General features: G+C 56.7%; 15 protein-coding genes. 8 read left to right on the forward strand and 7 right to left on the reverse strand.

Annotated features, from left to right (window positions below; all coding sequences use genetic code 11):
- Window positions 1-9 precede the first annotated feature (9 nt).
- Window positions 10-486: a tRNA (cytidine(34)-2'-O)-methyltransferase gene (locus CCHOA_RS08260; protein WP_377740134.1), complete on the forward strand. Its 477-nt coding sequence runs from the start codon at window positions 10-12 to the stop codon at window positions 484-486.
- Here CCHOA_RS08260 and CCHOA_RS08265 read toward each other — a convergent pair.
- The 4 genes from CCHOA_RS08265 to CCHOA_RS08280 form a co-directional block, all read right to left on the reverse strand.
- Window positions 463-1,203 carry a hypothetical protein gene (locus tag CCHOA_RS08265; protein ID WP_123929313.1) on the reverse strand — a complete coding sequence of 247 codons (741 nt, stop codon included), beginning with the start codon at window positions 1,201-1,203 and terminating at the stop codon, window positions 463-465. The two genes, CCHOA_RS08260 and CCHOA_RS08265, sit on opposite strands and share 24 nt — an antisense overlap.
- Before the next feature lie 391 nt (window positions 1,204-1,594).
- A complete protein-coding gene (locus tag CCHOA_RS08270) occupies window positions 1,595-2,329 on the reverse strand; it encodes a CPBP family intramembrane glutamic endopeptidase (protein WP_123929317.1) in 735 nt (244 codons plus the stop codon).
- A gap of 367 nt (window positions 2,330-2,696) precedes the next feature.
- A complete protein-coding gene (locus CCHOA_RS08275; RefSeq protein ID WP_377740131.1) occupies window positions 2,697-4,385 on the reverse strand; it encodes a VanW family protein in 1,689 nt (562 codons plus the stop codon).
- Between the two features lie 190 nt (window positions 4,386-4,575).
- A complete protein-coding gene (locus CCHOA_RS08280; protein ID WP_123929320.1) occupies window positions 4,576-7,773 on the reverse strand; it encodes an error-prone DNA polymerase in 3,198 nt (1,065 codons plus the stop codon).
- A 537-nt stretch (window positions 7,774-8,310) separates the two neighbouring features.
- On the opposite strand from CCHOA_RS08280, the gene CCHOA_RS08285 reads away from it, so the two are divergent.
- The 5 genes from CCHOA_RS08285 to CCHOA_RS08305 all read left to right on the forward strand — a co-directional run bounded on the left by CCHOA_RS08285 (window position 8,311) and on the right by CCHOA_RS08305 (window position 13,109).
- Window positions 8,311-9,222: a MetQ/NlpA family ABC transporter substrate-binding protein gene (locus CCHOA_RS08285; RefSeq protein WP_123929324.1), complete on the forward strand. Its 912-nt coding sequence runs from the start codon at window positions 8,311-8,313 to the stop codon at window positions 9,220-9,222.
- A gap of 180 nt (window positions 9,223-9,402) precedes the next feature.
- Entirely contained in the window at window positions 9,403-10,443 is a 1,041-nt protein-coding gene (locus CCHOA_RS08290; RefSeq protein ID WP_245992119.1) for a methionine ABC transporter ATP-binding protein, read from the forward strand.
- The gene (locus tag CCHOA_RS08295) at window positions 10,440-11,120 is read left to right on the forward strand and encodes a methionine ABC transporter permease (RefSeq protein ID WP_123929327.1); all 681 of its coding nucleotides are present in this window, start codon (window positions 10,440-10,442) and stop codon (window positions 11,118-11,120) included. The genes CCHOA_RS08290 and CCHOA_RS08295 overlap by 4 nt, the downstream gene beginning before the upstream one ends.
- Window positions 11,121-11,366: 246 nt before the next feature.
- Complete coding sequence (locus tag CCHOA_RS08300) at window positions 11,367-12,026, forward strand: AMIN-like domain-containing (lipo)protein (RefSeq protein WP_245992120.1); 660 nt, start codon at window positions 11,367-11,369, stop codon at window positions 12,024-12,026.
- Window positions 12,027-12,548: 522 nt separating this feature from the next.
- The gene (locus CCHOA_RS08305; protein ID WP_123929330.1) at window positions 12,549-13,109 is read left to right on the forward strand and encodes a hypothetical protein; all 561 of its coding nucleotides are present in this window, start codon (window positions 12,549-12,551) and stop codon (window positions 13,107-13,109) included.
- Between the two features lie 184 nt (window positions 13,110-13,293).
- On the opposite strand, the gene CCHOA_RS08310 is transcribed toward CCHOA_RS08305, so the two are convergent.
- Together CCHOA_RS08310 and CCHOA_RS08315 are read right to left on the reverse strand one after the other, a co-directional pair.
- A complete protein-coding gene (locus tag CCHOA_RS08310) occupies window positions 13,294-14,988 on the reverse strand; it encodes a Y-family DNA polymerase (RefSeq protein ID WP_123929333.1) in 1,695 nt (564 codons plus the stop codon).
- 172 nt (window positions 14,989-15,160) lie between these two features.
- A complete protein-coding gene (locus CCHOA_RS08315; protein ID WP_123929336.1) occupies window positions 15,161-15,742 on the reverse strand; it encodes a hypothetical protein in 582 nt (193 codons plus the stop codon).
- A gap of 713 nt (window positions 15,743-16,455) precedes the next feature.
- Between CCHOA_RS08315 and CCHOA_RS08320 the strand changes: the two genes are divergently transcribed.
- Both CCHOA_RS08320 and CCHOA_RS08325 read left to right on the forward strand, forming a co-directional pair.
- Window positions 16,456-16,878, forward strand: a complete 423-nt coding sequence (locus CCHOA_RS08320) for a hypothetical protein (protein WP_123929339.1) — start codon at window positions 16,456-16,458, stop codon at window positions 16,876-16,878.
- A gap of 478 nt (window positions 16,879-17,356) precedes the next feature.
- Window positions 17,357-18,301: an NAD(P)/FAD-dependent oxidoreductase gene (locus CCHOA_RS08325; protein ID WP_123929342.1), complete on the forward strand. Its 945-nt coding sequence runs from the start codon at window positions 17,357-17,359 to the stop codon at window positions 18,299-18,301.
- 445 nt (window positions 18,302-18,746) lie between these two features.
- On the opposite strand, the gene guaA is transcribed toward CCHOA_RS08325, so the two are convergent.
- Window positions 18,747-20,321 (reverse strand): glutamine-hydrolyzing GMP synthase, encoded by a 1,575-nt coding sequence (gene guaA / locus CCHOA_RS08330; protein ID WP_123929345.1) that lies wholly within the window; start codon window positions 20,319-20,321, stop codon window positions 18,747-18,749.
- Window positions 20,322-20,369: the final 48 nt, after the last annotated feature.

Genomic DNA, 20,369 nt, shown 5'->3' on the forward strand with positions numbered 1-20,369 from the left:
TGTGTCAATGTGAATAGCCCAATCGTGCACATTATTTTCGATCAACCCAAAATACCGCCAAACACAGGCAACGCGATCCGTCTCAGCGCGATTACTGGTGCACATCTGCACATTGCAGGCCCGGTCGCGTTCACCTTTGACGACAAGAATCTGCGGCGCGCCGGCCTGGACTATCACGATCTTGCAACTGTGACTGTGCACGACAATCTTGCTGCAGCATTCGCAGCAATCGGTCCTGCCCGAGTGTTTGCGTTTACCGGCAAAGCCACAGTCCGCCACACCGATATCGCCTACGAACAGGGTGATGTGCTGCTCTTTGGCCCGGAGCCGACCGGGCTCGACGACGCGGCGCTGCAGCATCCCCGCATCACCGAACAGGTACGAATCCCAATGCTGCCGTCCCGGCGCAGTTTAAACCTGTCGAATGCGGCAGCCATCGGCGTCTATGAGGCGTGGCGACAATTATCGTTTCGGGGTGCTGTCTAGCAACCATTGCCGGGGTGCAGCAACCCCGGCGCGACGCAGTGCGTAGCGGGCAAGCCGATCAACCAGGATTGGATCGGAAAGCAGCTGGGATTCCCACATCCCATCAAGGTCAGTGCGCAGTAAACTTTTTTCACCCTCGGCCGTGTATCCCCCTGCCGATGGGGTGGCGATGGTGTGTGCAGGCCATTCAATGAGCTGGGCAAGCTCCCGCGGGGAGGCGGTAAACAGCACTCGGGTAGCGAAATACTGTTTACTCAATCCACGGTCGAGCAGCTGCAGCATACCGCGGCGGCGCCGAATCCCGCCGAGCCGGGCATATCCATAGGTCACCACAATCAGCAACACGGGAACGGCCGCGGTCAACACACCGGTGAACACAGCAACATGATGAATAGCAGTGGCCTGGTCAGCCACCGCCATCGTGAGTTTGTCGGTGGCATCTCCTGCCCCGGCGAACGGGCTGGCAAGCTTGTCGCCCAACACAGGCACGCCATCAACTTTGTCCCGTGCAGTGTCCAAATTCGCCCCCAGGCTTTGCGTCGCCTGCTCAATACGCTGCAATGGGGCAGCAATATTGTTGATGACCGCATATATCGCTTTGCCAATACTGACCGCCACGATGATCGAGCAAATAACAAGAAGATCACCGATAACAGTGCTCAGAAAACGCACAGGTTGAGCGGAGTACCAGCCCCGGAACACATGATCGGTAGCCACTTAGGAACTCCTCACGCCGAAGTATCACAGCCGCCGACGACAACCGTCGGTGCGGCACAATCTGTCCCATGGTACCGCCTGGCAACATCGCCCCTGCCACTGGAGGGACATCCCCGCAGAACGCTTTGCACTGTTTTGGCACCCCAGCTGTCACCCATCATGGCATTGTGCAGTTGGTGTTTGTTGTTTGCTCACTGTCGGGGAGGACTCCCGCATGCTTGCCGAATGCGCCTGATGGTTACTGGTGCGCAGATCAAAGTGGTGGTGCAACACTCTGCACCCGCCGGATCCGCGATACCATCGCCACCGACGGGTGCATCAACACAGATTCAACTATCACCACTGGTGCTGATTTCCCCTAGTGCACACCCGGGGACGCAAAGGCTGCACGCTATGGTGCACCCATGGTGGCAACCATCCACGGGATGACTGCAACAACAAGAAAATTGTTAAGAATATGCGCCAAATAGGACAACGCAATCTGTTTGTGTGCCGCTAAATACAGCAGCGTGAAAATCACCGCCATCGGCAGATACGCCATGATTTCTGCAGGTTGATTGACGTGAATCAGCGCAAACGCCACCGCCGACAGGCTAGCAACCAACCAAGTTGGCGCGAAAGCAGAACATTTGCCGATAAGAATATGGCGGAAAATAATTTCTTCCACAAGCGGGCCGATAATCACAAACAACGCAACAGTCGCCCACAGCGGCGCCTGCTGGATTGCTGTTTGCAGCTTCTGTTCATTTTCCGCTTCAGTCACCGGCCCCGTGAGCTGGCTGGCAATATTGTTGAGCACAATAATCACCACCGGGCTGACGATAATCGCAATGATCTTTAGCCACGGCCGGCTACTAAACGTAGAGCGGAAGGATGCAATGACCGCCCGCCCATAGAAAGCAATACCGAGAATTGCCGGCAGCGCATACATGATCACTGATGCCCAAAAAAGATTATTGAACGGGGCAGGCAGCGTCGTGGTGAGGAAGGTTTCCGTGCCGGGCAGCAGTACACATAACGCATACGTTGCAAGCAGCACCGGGATTTGCCAGCGATCCTGCCGGGATAGCCGCGTCGGAGATTGCGTCACCGAAACTTGGGGATGAAGTATTTGTTGGTCAGTCACAATTGAAAATTGTTGCACACTGCAGCAGACCGCTGGTGCTGTTTTTATAGTTCTGCCAAGGATCTAACAGCAACATTGCAGGCAGGCTCCAGCAGCCCCAGCCGCATCCCAGGCGGTAGTGCACAGCAGACTAGCCGCGCGACCCCAGCACCATTTTGGAAAAACACGAACACGCCAACCAGCGTCGTCGAGTCTTGCCTGCAGGATGTGCCGACAGTGGTGTTGCTGCTTTTGCGCCGCGTTGCAAATCTTTTCGTTTCAGCGCGAACACTACCTGTCGCGGCGTGTCCACACCGAGCGTCGCCGCCACTACAAGGATGAGGGTCTTCGGTGTCTTGCTGTCGCGAGTGGGGAGCGTCCCCGTTGGCTAGCCGCAGCGAACAATCGGTTGCGGATCGTACACCGTGGTGGTGGTTTCTTGGGAGATCACTGCACCAGACAGATCCCGAATCGTGCGGGTGTCACTGGTGGTGAAACCTTGCGCCCCACCGGATGGAATACAGTTCGCGCCGGGAACTTGCAGCGGCTGTGGGCTGGTGTAGTTCCACCGGCCACCATTTGCCGATTGCACCTCGACGGTTTTCACCCCGTACATGCTCACCGTGATCGCACCCCCACCAAAGTTTGTGCGGATCAGCACCGGATATGGGGAGGTGTTTTTAAACTGCAGGTCGATCGCACCTTCGAACACGGTTGCTTCCCGACCGGCTGGATAGCGGGAAATATAGTAGGAGTGCGGGGTATGGGTGACGTCTTGCATGCCGGCGAAATATGCGGCGTTATACAAGGTGGTGGCAAATTGGCTAATACCGCCACCGACGGCTTTGTCGGCGTGACCGTTGAGGATGATCCCTGATTCGACGAAGCCTTGGGCAACCCCACGCGGCCCGGTGTAGCCGTTGAGGGAGAATGTTTCACCGGGTACCACCACTGCCCCGTCGACCATTTGCGCAACCCGGGCAATGTTGGTGCCCGACGGCCCGGAGAAGCCGCTGGTGGTGAAGCTAGAGATTTGCTGGTCGAAGGTGGCTTGCTGGGCTTGTTCGGTGGTGTAGGTGGCTGGAATGTCGGTGTAGTGTGCGGCGAAGGTTTTTGCGGTCTCGTCGTTGGCTTTCGCCGCCGGGGTGAGAACTCGCTGCTCAAGGGTGTCACTGATTGCTGCCCAATCGATGCTTACCCCGTCCACTGATGGGGTGACATCAATGCCGCTGCCGGTGACAGCAATTTGTGCATTGCGCATTGGGCGTTCGGTCGACAACAGCTGGTTGCGGAGATATTCCACCGCCCCGTCCCGGTCGAAATGACGCACCAGTGTCCCGTCTTCATTGGGGAAGGTAAGCCAACGACCGACGTCGGCTACGGGCAAGGTGGCTTCTACTTCATCCCGGCCGGTGATCACAATGGGGGCGCTTACTGCTGCTTCGGCTTCGCCGCGCAGGCGATCCACTGCATCGTCGGTGATGGCAGGCGCAATGGGGGTGGGGGTGACGGTGACGGGTTCACCACTGAGCCAAAACGTGCTGAGTTGTTGTCGAACATCATCCCGGTCGACGTCTTGACCATCGACGGCGTCGGTGGTGTGGACGCTGCCGTCGGCAATCCACAGTGCCCCGTCGATAGGATCCCGGTGAAGTTCGTGTACCACACCGTCCAAGACTGGGTTGAGTTTCGTGTCATCGACCTGGGAGACAACCCCTACTTCGTGGGTGCGAAACAGTCCGGTCAGACGTGTGAACGGATTGTAGGTGGGTTCCCCGGCCGCGGCGAGTGTTGCTGGAAGATCGACGCTTAGCCCAGCTTGTTGAGGTTGCACCGTGGTGGTGGCGTCACCGGCCACCACGGTCACCGGGCTGGTGGAGGTGGCGGCAAGCTCTTCGGCAAGCAGCGCTGCAGCTTCCTCCTGGGTTTTCCCACCGATAGCGATATCTGCGACGGTGACCCCACGGGGAATGCGGTCGTGCATATATGCGGTATCCGCCCCGTAGGCGATCGCTCCCGCCAGGGCGATTCCACCGACTGCTACTGCCCATTTTGTTGCCGTTTTCACCTGCCCCACCCTACCGGGTGGAAGGAATCACCCCCAAAGCACCATCTGTTTTCCGGCACACCCTGTTGGTGTGACACGCCCGTTGGCTTCCCCGGAGGTTGTGCCGTTACTTCCGCCGGGTGGTGCGCACCGGGGATTGGTATTGGCCAGTATCTTTCAGACCTGGCGGATAACATTGTGGGTCGGTGGATGTGGCTGGTTAGCGGAAATCGCGGGATCCGCGGGTGAGATATTCCGCCAACGGTAGGGGGGAGAGTTTGTCGGCAACAATACTGACTGCACCTGAAGCGTTTTCCACAATGCCACGAACAGTGAGGGCTTTCGCAGTGCGGGCAAGTTTTTCTTGGCGACGCCACAGTCCTTGGGAAACCACAATATTCATCAAGCCGGTTTCGTCTTCCATTCCAAAAAAGGTCACTCCACCGGCGGTTTTCGGGGCTTGACGGTGGGTGACCATGCCGGCGATGGTAACCCGGGTGCCGTGGGCAACAGTAGATAGTTGTGCCGCAGGGATGATCCCTTCAGCTTGGAGAGCATCCCGCAGGAGGGCCAGTGGCTGATCTTCTACCGTGATGCCGGTGGCGGCGATTTGGGTGGCAGCAAGTTCAAATGCGCTCATTCCTGGTAATGGTGGCGGTGTCACCGAGGAAAGTCCGGCAAGCATGCCGGGCTGTTCGGTGGCTGCCACCCCGGCTTCCCACAGGGCTTGCCGGCGTGAGAGTCCAAAATCAGCAAAGCAGCCGGCTTTCGCCAGGGCGGATGCTTGCGCCACGGTGAGCTGTGCCCGGCGCGCCACGTCGGCGATGGAGCAGAATTCACCGTCGGCTTCCCGGGCGGCCACGATCCGGTCGGCGGCGGCACTGCCAAGTCCGTTGACGCTGTCCAAACCGAGACGGATTGCCCCGTTGGGGGCTTCGGCTTGGGCGTTGGAGTGTTGGATGCTCACCGGCAGGATGGTGACTCCGTGGCGGCGGGCATCACTGATCAACGATTGGGGAGAGTAAAACCCCATTGGTTGTGCCCGCAGGAGGCCAACACAGAATTCAGCTGGATAAAAATATTTAAACCAGGCGGAATAGTAGACGAGGGCGGCGAAGGATTGGGAGTGGGATTCAGGAAATCCGTAGGCGGCGAAGGCCACCATTTTTACCCAGAGGGTTTCGGCGATGTCGCCGGTGATGTTGTTGGTTTCGGCAAGTCCGGTGAAGAAACGCTGTTTGAGGCGTTCCATTTTTCTCACCGAGCGTTTATTTCCCATGGCGCGGCGGAGAGAATCGGCTTCCGCCCCGGTGAATCCGGCGGCGTCGCGAGCTATTTGCATGAGTTGTTCTTGAAAGAGGGGAATGCCAAGGGTTTTGCGGAGGGCGCCTGCAAGGACGGGATGGTCATAGACGACTGGTTCTTCCCCGTTGCGGCGCCGAATATAGGGGTGCACACTGCCGCCTTGGATTGGCCCTGGGCGGATGAGGGCGACTTCGACGACAAGGTCGAAAAAGCAACGGGGTTTTAACCGTGGGAGGGTTGCCATTTGGGCGCGGGATTCCACTTGGAACACCCCGACTGCGTCGGCATTGCAGAGCATGTCGTAGACCCGGGGATCATCCGGGTCGATCGTCCACAGGTCGATGGTGATGCCGCGATGTGTAGCGACTTGGTCGACCATGTGGTGAAGCGCTTCGAGCATGCCAAGTCCTAGCAGGTCGAATTTGACAAGTCCGGCGTAGGCGCAGTCGTCTTTATCCCATTGGACAACGCTGCGACCGGCTTTTCGTGCCCATTCGGTGGGCACGACTTGGGCGACTGGCCGGTCACAGATCACCATGCCGCCGGAATGAATACCGAGGTGGCGGGGTTGTTCTTGGAGTCCTGCCGCCAGCGCGAGCACATCAGCAGGTGGTTCGTGGGTGCCTTTCGCCCACGTGTCGCAGGCACCTTGGGGATATCCAAGAGCACGGCCAGCATCCCGGATAGCGCCTTTGCGACGATAGGTGATGACGTTGGCGACTTGGGCAGCATTGTCTCGTCCATAGGTGTCGTAGACGTATTGGATGACTTCTTCCCGCCGGGTGGATTCAATATCAAGGTCAATATCGGGCGGCCCGTCCCGTTCCGGGGAGAGAAAACGTTCAAAGAGCAAACCGGCGGCAACCGGTTCAACAACAGTGATCCCCAGAGCGAAGCACACCACCGAGTTGGCGGCAGAGCCGCGTCCTTGACAGTAGATGTTATTGCGGCGGCAAAAGTCGACAATGTCACAGACGATGAGGAAATAGCCGTCGAATCCGAGTTGGCTGATGATGGCAAGTTCGTGGGCGATATGGGTTTGGGCGCGGGTATACAGTGCCGCCGGGCGGGTGGCGTAGCGCTGCGGGGCACGTTCGTCGACAAGGTGGCGCAGCCACGAGGCATCGGTGTGGCCAGGTGGAACAGCAACATTGGGAAGCTGGGGGGCGATGAGTTCGAGCGGAAAGCTGATCGAGGCCGCAAATTGGACAGTGTGCTGCAGAAGTGCCGCGGTCTCGGGCATTGCCCGCAGCAGGGTGGCGCCGCCGCGGATCCATTGGCCGCCCATTGCAGGCAGATCACCCCGGTGAGTGGTTAAATCTTCCCGCTCCCGGAGGGCATGTTTGGCGGCAGCGATATGGAGTTCGTCGCGGGTGGCAGCATTTGGCCGCGCGGAAACAATCATGGCTAAACCGAATCGTTGCGCACATGCAGACAGCAGCCGAAAATTATCGTCATCAGTGGGGCTCATCGTGTACACATGACAGCACACAACTGATGCCGCTCCGAAGGCTGCGACGAGCGTGTCGGCCGCATCAATCCAACTGGCATCCAAGAGCACATACACATCATCGCCAAGGGCTGCTGCTAGCTCCTCGAGTGGTGGATAGCAGGTGCGGTCTTTCTCCCCGGCAGCCATGCGAGCACGGGCAATAACCTGTGAAAGCCGCTGATAACCGACCGGGCCGCGACATACCACTGGAAGAATGCCCAAGGGGTGGGAAAGTTCCGCACCAAAAACCGTATCGATACCCACTTCGGCTGCGGCTTGGGCTACTTGCGCGGCACCATAGAAACCATCTCGGTCAAGTAAACCGATAGCGGTAAGGCCTTGTGCTTTTGCTGTCCGCACCATTGCCTCCGGGGTGGAAGCCCCGTAGAGAAAATGAAAACAGCTACTAGCCCACACTTCCGCGAAGGGAACAGTTGACCCAGTTTTCGACGATGCACCACTAGCCTGTTCGTTCGAATCATCCCCATTTTCTAGGGAAGACTGCTCGCCAGAAGGCGTGCCTAAATATCGTGGGGAAAGTTTCCCTTTATAGGCTTGATCCAGTTCTTTCCAACTCAGCGACTCCCCATTAATTCCCACCGGTGTCGGCTGCCATCGCATGCGCAACAGCCTAGCGTTAGTCGAACATTTGCGCAATATAATCACCACTCCGCACACCGGTGAGTGTTCACAACCGCCACCGACCCCTGCCCAACCTTGCAAACCCGCCAGCGAAAGTAGCGCTTTCACCCATCCGCCTATCCATCAAGATTTGCTAGCTGCCATTCACCACCCCCACTCCCCCATTCAGGCAGCATGAGCCAGTACCGCAACAAAGAAAGTGAACCAAGCGGTTCAGTTTTTCCCGTAAACCCCCTTAGAAAATCGCAAACTAGACCGCTAGGTCACCCCCTGGCGACACACTGTGGGAAAGGACACACCATTGCTCACATGTTTCTAAAGTCACATCAATACCCGGGCGCGAACTGGCATTTTCCTACATTTTTCCCCTCGTCCAGACTTGCGGACAGGCAAAAATCGTCACCCAACCGTGCCCACATTCACCGCCAACTAGACCGAGCTGTACACAACTAATTGCGGGGTGCTACATTCTCAGCAAGCAATAGAAAGCTCTGTCTAGAAATTGAGGTTAATCCCATGAACATCCGTCGTAACACCGCCGTCGCCAGCGCCGCCCTCGTAGCCGCCGTGTCCCTGGCTGCCTGCTCCTCCGATAGCGCCGAGACCACCACTTCAAGCGCCTCCAGCGCTGCCGCTGAAGCCACCAGCAAAATCACTATCGGCACCACCGACGCGTCCAAGTCTGCCTGGCAGGTCTTCGAACAAGAAGCTAAAGATCAAGGCATTGAACTCAACGTTGTATCCTTCAACGACTACACCGTGCCCAACAAAGCCCTGTCTGAAGGCCAAATCGACGTCAACCTCTTCCAGCATCTGAAGTTCCTGTCGGAATATAATGCCAACACCGGCGACAACCTTGTACCAGTCGGCGCCACCGAAATCGTGCCATTGGCGCTGTTTTGGAAAGACCACGACGACCTGACCGGCATCGAAGGCCAGACCATCGTCATTCCATCGGATCCATCCAACCAGGGTCGCGCAATCAACGTGCTCAAGCAGGTTGGCCTGGTCACTTTGAAAGACGACAACCTGATCACCCCTTCCCCTGCCGACATTGACGATGCACAGTCGAAGGTTACTGTTACCCCAGTTGACGCGGCACAAACCCCGGCAGCCTACGGCGAAGGCCGGCCTGCGATCATCAACAACACCTATCTTGGCCGGGCAAATATCGATCCGAAGACCGCAGTGGCACAGGATGATCCGGCAGCCCCTGAAGCTGAACCGTACATCAACGCCTTCGTCACCACCGAAGACCGCAAAGACGATCCGACCATCTTGAAGCTGGTAGAGATCTGGCACTCGGCACCAGTCCAGGAAGCCAACGAAGCAGATTCTAAGGGCACCTCGGTATCGGTGACCGGCGACAACGCCAAGCTACAGCCAATCCTTGATCGTCTCGTTGACAACCTGAAAAACAGCAAGTAGTCAAGACTGATCCTGCGGTGAGCCTAGTGCTTGCAATCACGGCTCACCGCAGCAATCGCTTTCCACCATGCTGCAACGCTCCCGCCAGCGCCGCCCACCACGGGCATACCGCGGGGAGCGTTTTAGCATGAACAAGCCCCATCGTTTTTTCAACTCATCTACACCAAGCGAGGCGGATTCGTGACAAACATCCAACCGCGCACCGGTACCCGCGTGGAGTTTCAAGGCGTCACCAAAGTCTTTTCCTCCGGCAATACCAGCGTCACAGCCCTAGACAATATTGATCTTGTCGTTGAACCCGGCGAAATTTTGGGCGTCATCGGCTATTCCGGTGCCGGGAAATCCACCCTTGTCCGCATGATCAACGGATTAGACACCCCAACCTCGGGGAAGCTCCTGCTCGACGGCACCAACATTGTCGGCATGCCAGAGAAACAAATCCGCAGCTTGCGCCGCAATATCGGGATGATTTTCCAACAATTCAACCTGATGCGTTCACGAACCGCGGCAGGCAATATCGCCTATCCGTTGAAACTCGCCGGCATGCCTAAAGAGCAACGTCAGCAGCGGGTCGCCGAACTTCTCGACTTTGTTGGCCTTTCCGATCGGGGCGGGAACTATCCCGAACAGCTCTCCGGTGGCCAAAAACAGCGTGTCGGCATTGCCCGGGCACTCGCCACCAACCCCACGCTGCTGCTGTGCGATGAGGCAACCTCAGCACTCGACCCGGAAACTACCCATGATGTGTTGGCGTTGCTGCGGCGAGTCAACCAAGAACTTGGCATCACCATTGTGGTCATCACCCACGAGATGGATGTGGTGCGATCGATCGCCGACAAAGTCGCGGTGATGGAAAACGGGAAAGTGGTGGAATTCGGCGACGTTTACCAGGTGTTCTCTGCCCCGAAAACACAGGTTGCTGCACGATTTGTGGCAACAACACTGCGCAACACCCCAGATCAGATCGAAGCTGACGAGCTGCTCGCCGGTGACGGTCGCCTCTTTACCATTAATCTCACCGAACACAGTGGCTTTTTCACCGCTGCAGCCGAAGCCCGCAGCCAAGGGGTGTCGATCAATATTGTGCACGGCGGCATTACGACGCTCAAACATCAAAGCTTCGGCAAGATTACCGTTCGCCTCACCGGCGATCCGGAGGTAATCGAAACCTTCTATCAGCGCTTGCAGCGCACCACCGAGTGTGAGGAGATTCTGCGATGACCACCACGATGCTTGCTGCAGCGAACTGGGATAATCTTCGGCCACGCTTCTTTGAAGCGATCACCACCACGCTCTATATGGTGTCAATCACCATGGTGGTCGGTGGACTGCTCGGCCTAATCATCGGCACGTTGCTCTACACCACCCGGGATCAGGGCATTTTACGCAATAAAGCGCTCTACACGGTGCTGAACTTTATTGTGAACTTTGTGCGGCCTATTCCTTTTATTATTTTGATTGCCGCACTAGGGCCGGTCACCCGGTCGGTGGTGGGTACCACTATCGGTACGAATGCTGCTGTGTTTGTGATGTCGATTGCGGCAACCTTTGGCGTGTCCCGTATCGTTGAGCAGAACTTGGTTGCAATCGATCCTGGCGTGATCGAGGCTGCCCGGGCCATGGGCGCTTCCCCACTGAAAATCATCACATCGGTGATTATTCCGGAAGCGCTAGGCCCCTTGGTGCTCGGCTATACCTTTATATTTATTGCAGTCACCGACATGTCCGCGATGGCTGGCTATATTGGCGGCGGTGGCCTGGGGAACTTCGCTATCACCTACGGTTACCAAGCCTTCCAGTGGGAGGTCACCTTGGTGGCGACTGCTGCGATTATTGTTATCGTGCAAATCGCACAGCTCTTCGGCAACTGGCTGTCGAAGAAGATTCTGCGCCGCTAATCGAGCACAGCCCCTCGGCTCCCCGCATTCCTTGGTGGCCTGGGATCGTAAATCCCTCACCACGGAGTGTCTGGGGTACGGCTCAATCCGGCCGCACATGTGGTGCAGACAGCAAGCCCAGCAGATTATTCTGCTGGGCTTTTTCTATGCCTGGGTTACAACATCACAACAATTGCCCCACAATTGGCGTGTAACGCTGTTAACCATTGGCGAAAGCGTAGGAAGCCCGGATAGGGTGGGAGATCTATGAGTACCACACGTATCGCGCCTCACCGACTGCATCGTCTTGCCGCTGTGCTTCTTGCAACGAGCTGTGCGGTGAGCGCATGCGTTATTACTACTCCCCAGCCATCGCCGCTGCAAAGCACCTCGACTAGCGAGTCTATTGCACCGGAACAATCCACTACCAACGATGGTGCTCCACCAACTGGAAACGCTGACGACACTAATGCCGGATTGCCGCCGCTGGGAACCGCGAATGTGGAGGAAAAAATCCAGCGTCCCGAACCGCCAGCAGATCTCAACGTGACGAATGTTCGTATCGGCACCCATGACACCTTCGACCGGATAGTGTTTGATTTCACCGGTGCCGGAACTCCGGGCTGGTTTGTGCGCTACACGAAGGATCCCACAGCGCAGGGCAGCGGCAAACCGGTGCATATCGCCGGCGACACGTTTTTAGAGGTGAATATTGACGGTGTTGCTTATCCGTTTGAAGTCGGCGAAGCACCGAAAATATTTGATATCACCGACCCACCGGGCACACTGATCTCAGAGATCGATGACGTCAGCATATTTGAAGGCAGGCAGCAGTTCATGATCGGCCTTTCCGGCGGCGAACATCCTTACTCGGTACAAGTACTGAACAACCCAACCAGGCTTGTCATCGACATTTTGCAGCAGTAACCGACCATGCCCTGTTCGACTAGCGCGAGCAAATAAGGCGCTGCTACACCACGCGATCATCGCGCAGGCGACTGCTGTTACCCCGGGATCCGACTGGCATCTGCATACAATTCGGTATTGTGGCAAGAACCACAGAGCTTCAGCTGCCGTGACAAATCCCGTTTTTTCCTTGTTCATTGGCACATTGGTTTTCTCAGCAAATTTTTGCGGAGCAAGCTGGCTTTTTCTTCCTAAAACAGCACAACTTCTTCACATCTGCTCAGATCAACGAATGGCGCACAGGTACCTAGCCACATGGGCTACAGGAAGAAAAAGCTTGCCAATATTACATCCAGTACGTAACAATGTGTGCGTTGGTTGCGACGTAGTAACCAAGACCGCAGGATGCTGCGGTGCGCTAGTCCACTGGCACTGCTGCAGGTACCGAGTATCGGAACTGTAGCAACTTGGCTAGCGACAACAACGCGTACAGTGTTGTTGCGTCAAAGCTCATTTCCTCAAATATATGTAAGGATGAATTCTATGCGTATTCGCAAGTTCACCGCTGCTATTGCAACTGCTACTGTTCTGTCCGCTGGTTTCGCTACCCCTGCTTTCGCTGAGGAAAACCTTCCGGCCGTCTGCGACCCTCAGAACGATGGCGACAGCCGCAGCGATGAATGCAAGGAAGCTATCGCTGAGCAGGAAAAGGATGGTTCTAAAGAAGACAACCAAGATCCTGCTGAAAACGACGAGACCCCTGCTGAAAACGCTAACCAGGGCAACAACGACTTCCTGGGCGGCCTGAAGGATAAGCTGTCCTCCAATAATGGCAACGACAGCAGCTCCAAGGGTCTGAGCAGCAAGAATCAGTCTGCCACCGATGCGACTGAAGGCGACGAGAACACCGCCACCGCCGACAAGAACTCCTCCAACAACAACATCGACCTCACCTCCTCCAACGGCCGTCAGGAAGGTAGCAGCAAGTCTGTTATCGGCGTTGTCGCTGCTCTCGGTGTGCTCGGTGCTATCGTTGCTTGGCTGACCGGCGCCCTGGTTATCCCAGGCCTGCCTGCACCAGTTATCCCAGGTCTGCCTCACTAATCAGCACATTACTGCTGACAGCAGTATTTGCTCGTCAACTACTGTGTGTTCACCCGTAGCTCACAGCCTAGTTTGACCGCATTGCATATCTGTTTGCGGGAGCTTACCTATTCGATTAGCTCCCGCCCCCCGGGTTGGTTGATCATTCTGCTTGAGAATTGATCGATCAACCCGGGGTTTTGTGTTAGCAATATGAGGCTTCGATCTGCCACATATTGTTTTGCCACACCAACAGCCACGCAAATAATGCTGCCGGCTGTTCTTGTTCGTGCCCACTGATCTGTAGCCTCGCGAGACGTTGCGGCTGTGCAGTCCACCACAGCGTGTCCACGGGCCACGGCCCAGCCCAGCCGGTGATCGTGAATTCCTGGTCACAGTAGCGGGCGTGCACTGGTCTGCCAGCCAGTAAAGCTTCCACAGTGACAAACACTTCCCGGCCAGCAGCATCCAGCAGCACTACCCGATTCGTTGAAAGTGTCCGATCGACACGTGCCGCTGGCAGTGGGGCAGGAATTTTCCCCGCCCAACGCCGTGATACTTGGCTTGTGTGCTTGTCGGCGGGCGCTTCGCCCCAGGGAAGTGTTTGCAGTCGTTCCACTGGGCTGATACCGCCAGCGTGATACACCCCTTCAACAGCCTCTATGCCCAGTAGCGTTTGTACCCGGTTTACTGCCGCTGCCGCTTGGCTGCTGTTGGAAGTGTGCTGAGCAAAAAGTCCTTCCCCATGATCAGGAGCGGAAATCTCCACGGGAGAAAGCACGATACTGGTGATCCCCCAGAGTCCACTATCGTCACCGGTTTGCTCGTCGCTCTTACCCGGCTGCGCGTCGACAACTGCCTGGGGGTGAACGCCGCGTTTGGTCAACCATGTATCAAGCTGCCAGCGAATCCGGTCAGCAGTAGTGGTTTCAGTTAATGGTTCTCTGGTGCGCCACAGCCGTTCAATGGTGATCTCACCGGAAGGAGTACGGCACTCCATGGTGACTTGCAACCGCTGACACACCATCGCTGCTGCCGACAGCTGTGTATGGAGTCGATCCGCAAGGCTTCGGGCAAGAAAAGCAGCCTCATCAACCCGAGTGATCGGCTGTGGACAATCATAAGTGACCGTGAAGTCGGCTTGAGGCAGCGCCGGATGGACACGGCGCTGGTCGTTGCCAGCAGCGATGGTATAACAGCGCATACCAGGCTGCCCGAAACGGGTAGTAACTGCAGCGGCATCAATTGCGGTGAGATCACCACAGGTTCGAACACCCACATCGTAGAGTTGCCCCACAGTAGTTGGGTCAACTTCTAACGCAGTTTCTGCAAGCAGCTGAGTGATGGGCTGCTCGGCTAGGAATTGTTGCTCGTCGCTCGGCTGTAGCAATCGGTTTGCCCGGGCGGCAAGCAGCGCTGTAGTCATAGTCGTCGCAAGACCGCAGCGAAGATCAATTCCTGGGAGGCTTGCCGCATCGAGTAGACGTTGTGTCGCATGATCAAGACCACCCCAAAATCGTGCTGCCCGATAAATATCAACTACCACAAGCCCTGGTCGCAAAATTTCTAACGATGCCACCACATCCTCGAGGGCAGCGACAACTGTTTCAAACGCTGCATAGTCACGTGATTCATCCCAAGGACACACGACCAGATCTGGGCAAAGCGCTTGGGCGGCACGAATATTCATCCCCCGTGCTATGCCTTGTTGTCGTGCGGACGCCCCACAGGCAGCAATAGTATGCCGCGCCCGTCCCTGCCCACTCACAGCAATCACTGCTGTGGCAGGATGCTGCTGTTGGAGATGCACGGCCTGCACCGGCCAGTCAGGAAACCATAATGCAAGTTTGCTCGATGCCCGCAGCGTGATGTTCCCATCAGGAAGACTGCTGTTTTCCATCTGTTGCCTTCCGCCTGTTGCACATGGGTGTATTCCACCATGTGCTCGTTGCTGTCATCACTGAACTATCCGTCTTGTGACTGCCCGGGAATCTTCATCTCTTTTTCTGGGGCATGCCGTATTCGTGTGCGGTGCAGCGTTTCGGTGTCATTGTTCAACATAGGCAACGACGCTACACAGCGTTTCGGCACCGCAGGCGCCCTTCTGCTGCGCGCGTGGGGCGAGTAAAACCGGTCGCTGTCACCATAAGTTGCCTATGTTGTGCGGGGCGGCCTTGGACGGTTACTGCTACCGCAAGTTCAATGCCACGGATGCGACCTGTGCCATAACCTAGCCCGTGAATGTGTATCGGTGTGGCACTTATCTGTACTGCCGCGTGGGACACCTGCGCCCCCACCACCAACACGGCAGCACAGCCACGGCGAAGCTTAGCCGTCAGTGGACGGATCTGTGTGGGCGGAAGCTGCCGATTGCGCACTGCTCCGCCACCAGCATCGTGATACACCACCAGATCGATGCCATCGACAAGCATTCCCACCACCCCAAGCGGGTCTGCACCAGGATGTGGGATAAGCACCAACCGTTCCACATTGATGCCATAGTCCACCAGTTGAGTGAGCAGCAGCTGTGGCCAGTTCACGACAGCCACATAGTTGCCTGCCTGTAGGGCTGCGGCGATAAGTTCTACAACCAGCAGCGGACTGTTACCACAGGTACTTAGCCGACGACGCGGCAACCCTCCCGTCGGCAGCATTGACTGTAAAGCTTCTGGAATGGCTACAGTGCCCATCGTTGCCCCAGATGCCGTTCGAACAGATGAGCTTGTTTCTGGCGCAGCACTGTTCGATTCATAAGGCTCGCTCGCCACAGATTCAGGCACGACTGATAGCTGGGGTCGTACCTGTTTGTTCTGCGACGCTGCCGCCGACGGAAACACCTGCGCCACATCAGTGGCACGCTGAACCGGCAGACCAGCTGCGGAAAGCCGCTGCGTAAGCGCGATCACCTGCGCCGCTTTCGATGACGGCCGATCTGTAGCGTTTGTCGAAATGCCCATCATAAAACAAACATCCGTTCTATTGGTTGTGCTGTTCTTAGTTAAGCGTCAGCCATCCACACAGTCAATCAAATAACTCCATGAGTGCGAACATTTGTTCTATTATTGATAAATATCGCAGGCTGGGCGACATCTCCTGCGCTATCAACACCACCACCCACCACCCCCAAATACCCCCTGCCCGCGCGTGTCACCACCACTTGCCCCGCAACTCAACGCTAATCCAGCAATCATTCACCCTTGACACCCTTGACACCCTTGGTTCCGCATCACTGTTTTTGTCACGATCCACGCCCACCTTGCACATCGCAATGCTTTGCCAGCACCGAATTATTCGCGGTTCTATCAATGCCATCAGCCCCGCCGACAACTTCGCCACTGCCACCCCTTTGCCTACTACACTGCCTGATATGTCTTATCTCACGACAATGCGCAGTCATGTCACCCCAATTCCCACGCCGGTCATCGTTCGGCTGGTGACCTCTGCATTGTTTGCCAGCACTTGGCCAATTCTTACCAGCGACCTCAGCAACACCAGCAGAGCACTCATCACAATGGGGCTGGTAGCGGCAGGAACGCTTATGGTGTACGGGCACCCCTACCGGAAAGCAATCCGCGCCTACATTGAACAACACAACAACAGCTACAAACCCAATCCTGCCACCCTGCTCCCCTTGTTCCCGCTCTGGCTGGCACTCATGGTAGCGCCCGCAATAACACCACTTGCCTGGGGATGGATGCTGGTTGGCTGGATACTAATATTCTGGTGGCTATGGACCGTCTTCCCCCATATTGACGGCACCCGGGCGCTGGCCTATTTAGACAAACAATAACCTGCCACCATCACCTGCAGTCTTGTCGCAGGATCACCGCAGGTTGTGGCAAACCCCATACCCCAACTTTGCTACCCACAATGCCCGGAAGCCACCGAAACTGCAGCCAGCAGAGTACCCTAAACAACAGGACAGGCAATCCGAACTCCCCCCTGGCAAGTAACGATAGGTAGCGCCTTAGCAATACATAGAACAGATGCTTTTCGGTGTCGACCACTGGCCGGAAACTCGACCGCCACTGCCATATCGCAACCTGCCGTGTACAACAGTTCACGATCAACAGCTTGCCCACCACACAGTGACGGCAGCCAACCGTCGATGTGGCAACTGAAAAACAGTACGCAGCTTGGCAACACCACGTGTCTTCCACCATCACCTTGCGTGCAATCGCCACATGGATGGTTGGGGGCAACAATCTTGCTTGTTTTAGTAATTCATCACTGCCACCTACGCCCTGGCTTATGAAAGGAAAACAGTTATGCAGCACTACGATGTTGTCGTCATTGGCGGCGGGCCTGCAGGAGCAATGACTGCAACAGTGCTGGGGCGTCAGCAACGGGACGTGCTGCTTGTCGATGCCGGGAAACCGCGCAATACTCCAGCCACCGCGATGCACATGTATCTGTCGCGGGATGGCTTCCCGCCGGCACAGCTCCTTGCGCTTGCACGGGAAGAACTCACCCAATATCCCAAGGTTCGCCTGCAACCGGGTGAAGTCACCCGGGTGTGGGGTGAAGTCGGCGATTTTCATGTGGAGTTTGTCAAAGATGACGAGGAAAAAGAGGTCGCCACAGCAAAAATCATTGTGCTCGCAACGGGACAATATGATCAGCTCAGCGATCTGAAAGGTGTTGCGGAACACTGGGGTCGTGGCTTATTCCACTGTATTTACTGCTATGGCTATGAGTGCACCGGGCGGGCGATTGGGGTGCTTTCTTCCCGTCCTGGTGATGCGATGCTGTCGCGCTATATTGCCGACCGGTTCTCGGACGATGTGGTGCTTTTCAACCAGGATTATCCGCTCGACCGACAGGTGCATGATCTTGTCACGCAAGGTGGAGTGAAGTTCATCAACAACAAGGTGGTGGAGATCTCTGGCCGTGCCCCGCACATGGTTGTCCACTTCGAGGATGGCACCACTATGGAGCGGGAAGTGATTTTCTACCGTCCCGATTCCTGTCAACATTCTGATCTGGCCGACCAGTTAGGCTGCGAACAGATGGAACAGTGGGGCACTATTGCGGTGAACTCAATGCAGCAAACCTCGGTGCAGGGGGTATATGCGGTAGGCGATGTGGCAGTCAATCGTGATCTACCGGCTGCAACCGGGTTTGTTGTTACTGGTGCATCTGATGGGCAGCGGGCAGCAATTTGGATTGAGCAAGAACTCTTCCTTATGACACTTGCTGAGGAACTGCACTAGCGCACCGAAAGCTAACCACAGCGTTTCGCGGGCTTCCTCCTGCTTTGTGTGCGGCGGCTGGCCAGAATCCCCGGGGTTGGTTCTTCCGGCTGATGACTCGCCTTCGCCACACCCTCCCACAGATACCACCCCGAATAAGTGGCCGAACAGGTCACCCACCTGCTCGGTCGCGCGCAGCCTAGCCGGAAGGAAAACTTCCACCGGAACACGCAACCATGCAGCTTCTTCATTCGGCTTCGCTCGGCACACTCAAAGACAGCAATAGACAATAGCCAGGATCAGTGATGATCCTGGCTATTGTCGTTTTGCGATAAGCGTCAAACACGTATTTGAGTCGACTATCAGCGGTGTCCAATCCCGCACCTGGGTAACGGCCGCGTCAGTGACACGTATCGACGCGAAGCGCTGCGGCGAGCTTATTGCTCACCGCTTCAGCAGGCAGGGATTATTCCCATTCGATGGTTCCTGGCGGCTTCGAGGTGACGTCGAGCACTACCCGGTTGATGCCATCAACTTCGTTGGTGATGCGGGTAGAGATTTTCTCGAGAACATCATAAGGAATCCGAGTCCAGTCAGCAGTCATCGCATCTTCACTGGTAACCGGTCGCAGCACCACCGGATGCCCGTAGGTGCGCCCATCGCCTTGTACACCGACGGATCGCACATCGGCTAGCAGCACCACCGGACACTGCCAGATCGTGTTGTCGAGTCCCGCATTGGTCAGCTCTGTGCGGGCGATAAGATCTGCTGCCCGCAGAATCTCCAGGCGCTCCGGGGTGACTTCACCAATGATGCGAATACCTAGCCCTGGCCCAGGGAATGGCTGACGGCCAACGATTTCTTCCGGTAGCCCAAGCTCCCGACCAACCGCGCGAACCTCGTCTTTAAACAGCAGCCGCAATGGTTCAACAAGGGTAAATTCCACATCGTCTGGTAGGCCGCCCACATTGTGGTGGCTCTTAATGGTGGCAGTGCCACTGCCTTCCCCAGATTCGACCACATCTGGATAGAGGGTACCTTGCACCAGGTATTCGACAGTGGAACCGGCCGGGGCGTCTTCGAGGACACCGGCTACGGCACGTTCAAAGGAGCGGATAAATTCCGCGCCGATGGCTTTGCGTTTCGCTTCGGGTTCGGTGACTCCGGCAAGCTTGCGCATGAAATTGTCTACTTCGTCGGCGGTGACAAGTTTTGCCCCGGTGGCGGCAACAAAGTCCCGTTCGACTTGTTCCCGTTCCCCGGCACGCAACAGACCATGATCGACAAACACACAGGTGAGTCGATCGCCGATGGCACGCTGCACGAGGGCGGCTGCCACAGCTGAGTCAACACCGCCGGACAGGCCGCAGATTGCCCGCCCATGTTCGCCGATTTGCTGCCGGACTTTGTCGACGAGTTCTTCAGCAATATTTGCCGGAGTCCAGTCTTGGGGAATACCGGCGATCTCGGTGAGGAAGCGAACCAGAATTTCTTGACCGTGGGGCGAGTGCAACACCTCTGGATGGTATTGCACACCGGCCATTTGTTTGGCCGCGCATTCAAAGGCCGCCACTGGTGCACCTTCGGTGGTGGCGGTGACGGTGAATCCGTCTGGGGCGGCGGTGACTGAGTCGCCGTGGCTCATCCACACCATGTGGGTGGATTCGAGTTCACGGTGGGTGATTCCGCCGTCCGCTACCAGGTTCAGGGGGGTGCGTCCGTATTCCCGAATACCGGTTTTGCCCACAGTACCGCCGAGCGCATGGGTCATTGCTTGGAATCCGTAGCAGATACCAAACACGGGAATCCCCAGCTGGAGGACTTCCGGGTCGAGGGATGGGGCGCCATCTTCATACACACTTGATGGGCCGCCGGAGAGAATCAGTGCAGCAGGTTGTTTCGCTGCGATCTCTGCTGGGGTGGCGGTATGCGGGATCACTTCTGAGTAGATGCGTGCTTCCCGAACTCGGCGGGCGATAAGCTGCGCGTATTGCGCACCAAAATCCACCACGAGGACGGGGCGATGTAACTGGTTTTCCACGCCCCAAAGTCTAGCCCAGTAGCAGCGAACTAGCCCCGTGTGGGGCAA

The sequence above is a fragment of the Corynebacterium choanae genome (genome assembly GCF_003813965.1).
Lineage (GTDB): Bacteria > Actinomycetota > Actinomycetes > Mycobacteriales > Mycobacteriaceae > Corynebacterium > Corynebacterium choanae.

Bases quoted from the DNA above. Each gene is read 5' to 3' on its own strand.
- CCHOA_RS08295 (WP_123929327.1), top strand. From the start codon at position 10,440: ATGACCACCACGATGCTTGCTGCAGCGAACTGGGATAATCTTCGGCCA.
- CCHOA_RS08305 (WP_123929330.1), top strand. From the start codon at position 12,549: ATGCGTATTCGCAAGTTCACCGCTGCTATTGCAACTGCTACTGTTCTG.
- CCHOA_RS08310 (WP_123929333.1), bottom strand. From the start codon at position 14,988: ATGGAAAACAGCAGTCTTCCTGATGGGAACATCACGCTGCGGGCATCG.
- CCHOA_RS08300 (WP_245992120.1), top strand. From the start codon at position 11,367: ATGAGTACCACACGTATCGCGCCTCACCGACTGCATCGTCTTGCCGCT.
- CCHOA_RS08285 (WP_123929324.1), top strand. From the start codon at position 8,311: ATGAACATCCGTCGTAACACCGCCGTCGCCAGCGCCGCCCTCGTAGCC.
- CCHOA_RS08280 (WP_123929320.1), bottom strand. From the start codon at position 7,773: ATGCGATGGCAGCCGACACCGGTGGGAATTAATGGGGAGTCGCTGAGT.
- CCHOA_RS08315 (WP_123929336.1), bottom strand. From the start codon at position 15,742: ATGCTGCCGACGGGAGGGTTGCCGCGTCGTCGGCTAAGTACCTGTGGT.
- CCHOA_RS08325 (WP_123929342.1), top strand. From the start codon at position 17,357: ATGCAGCACTACGATGTTGTCGTCATTGGCGGCGGGCCTGCAGGAGCA.
- CCHOA_RS08320 (WP_123929339.1), top strand. From the start codon at position 16,456: ATGTCTTATCTCACGACAATGCGCAGTCATGTCACCCCAATTCCCACG.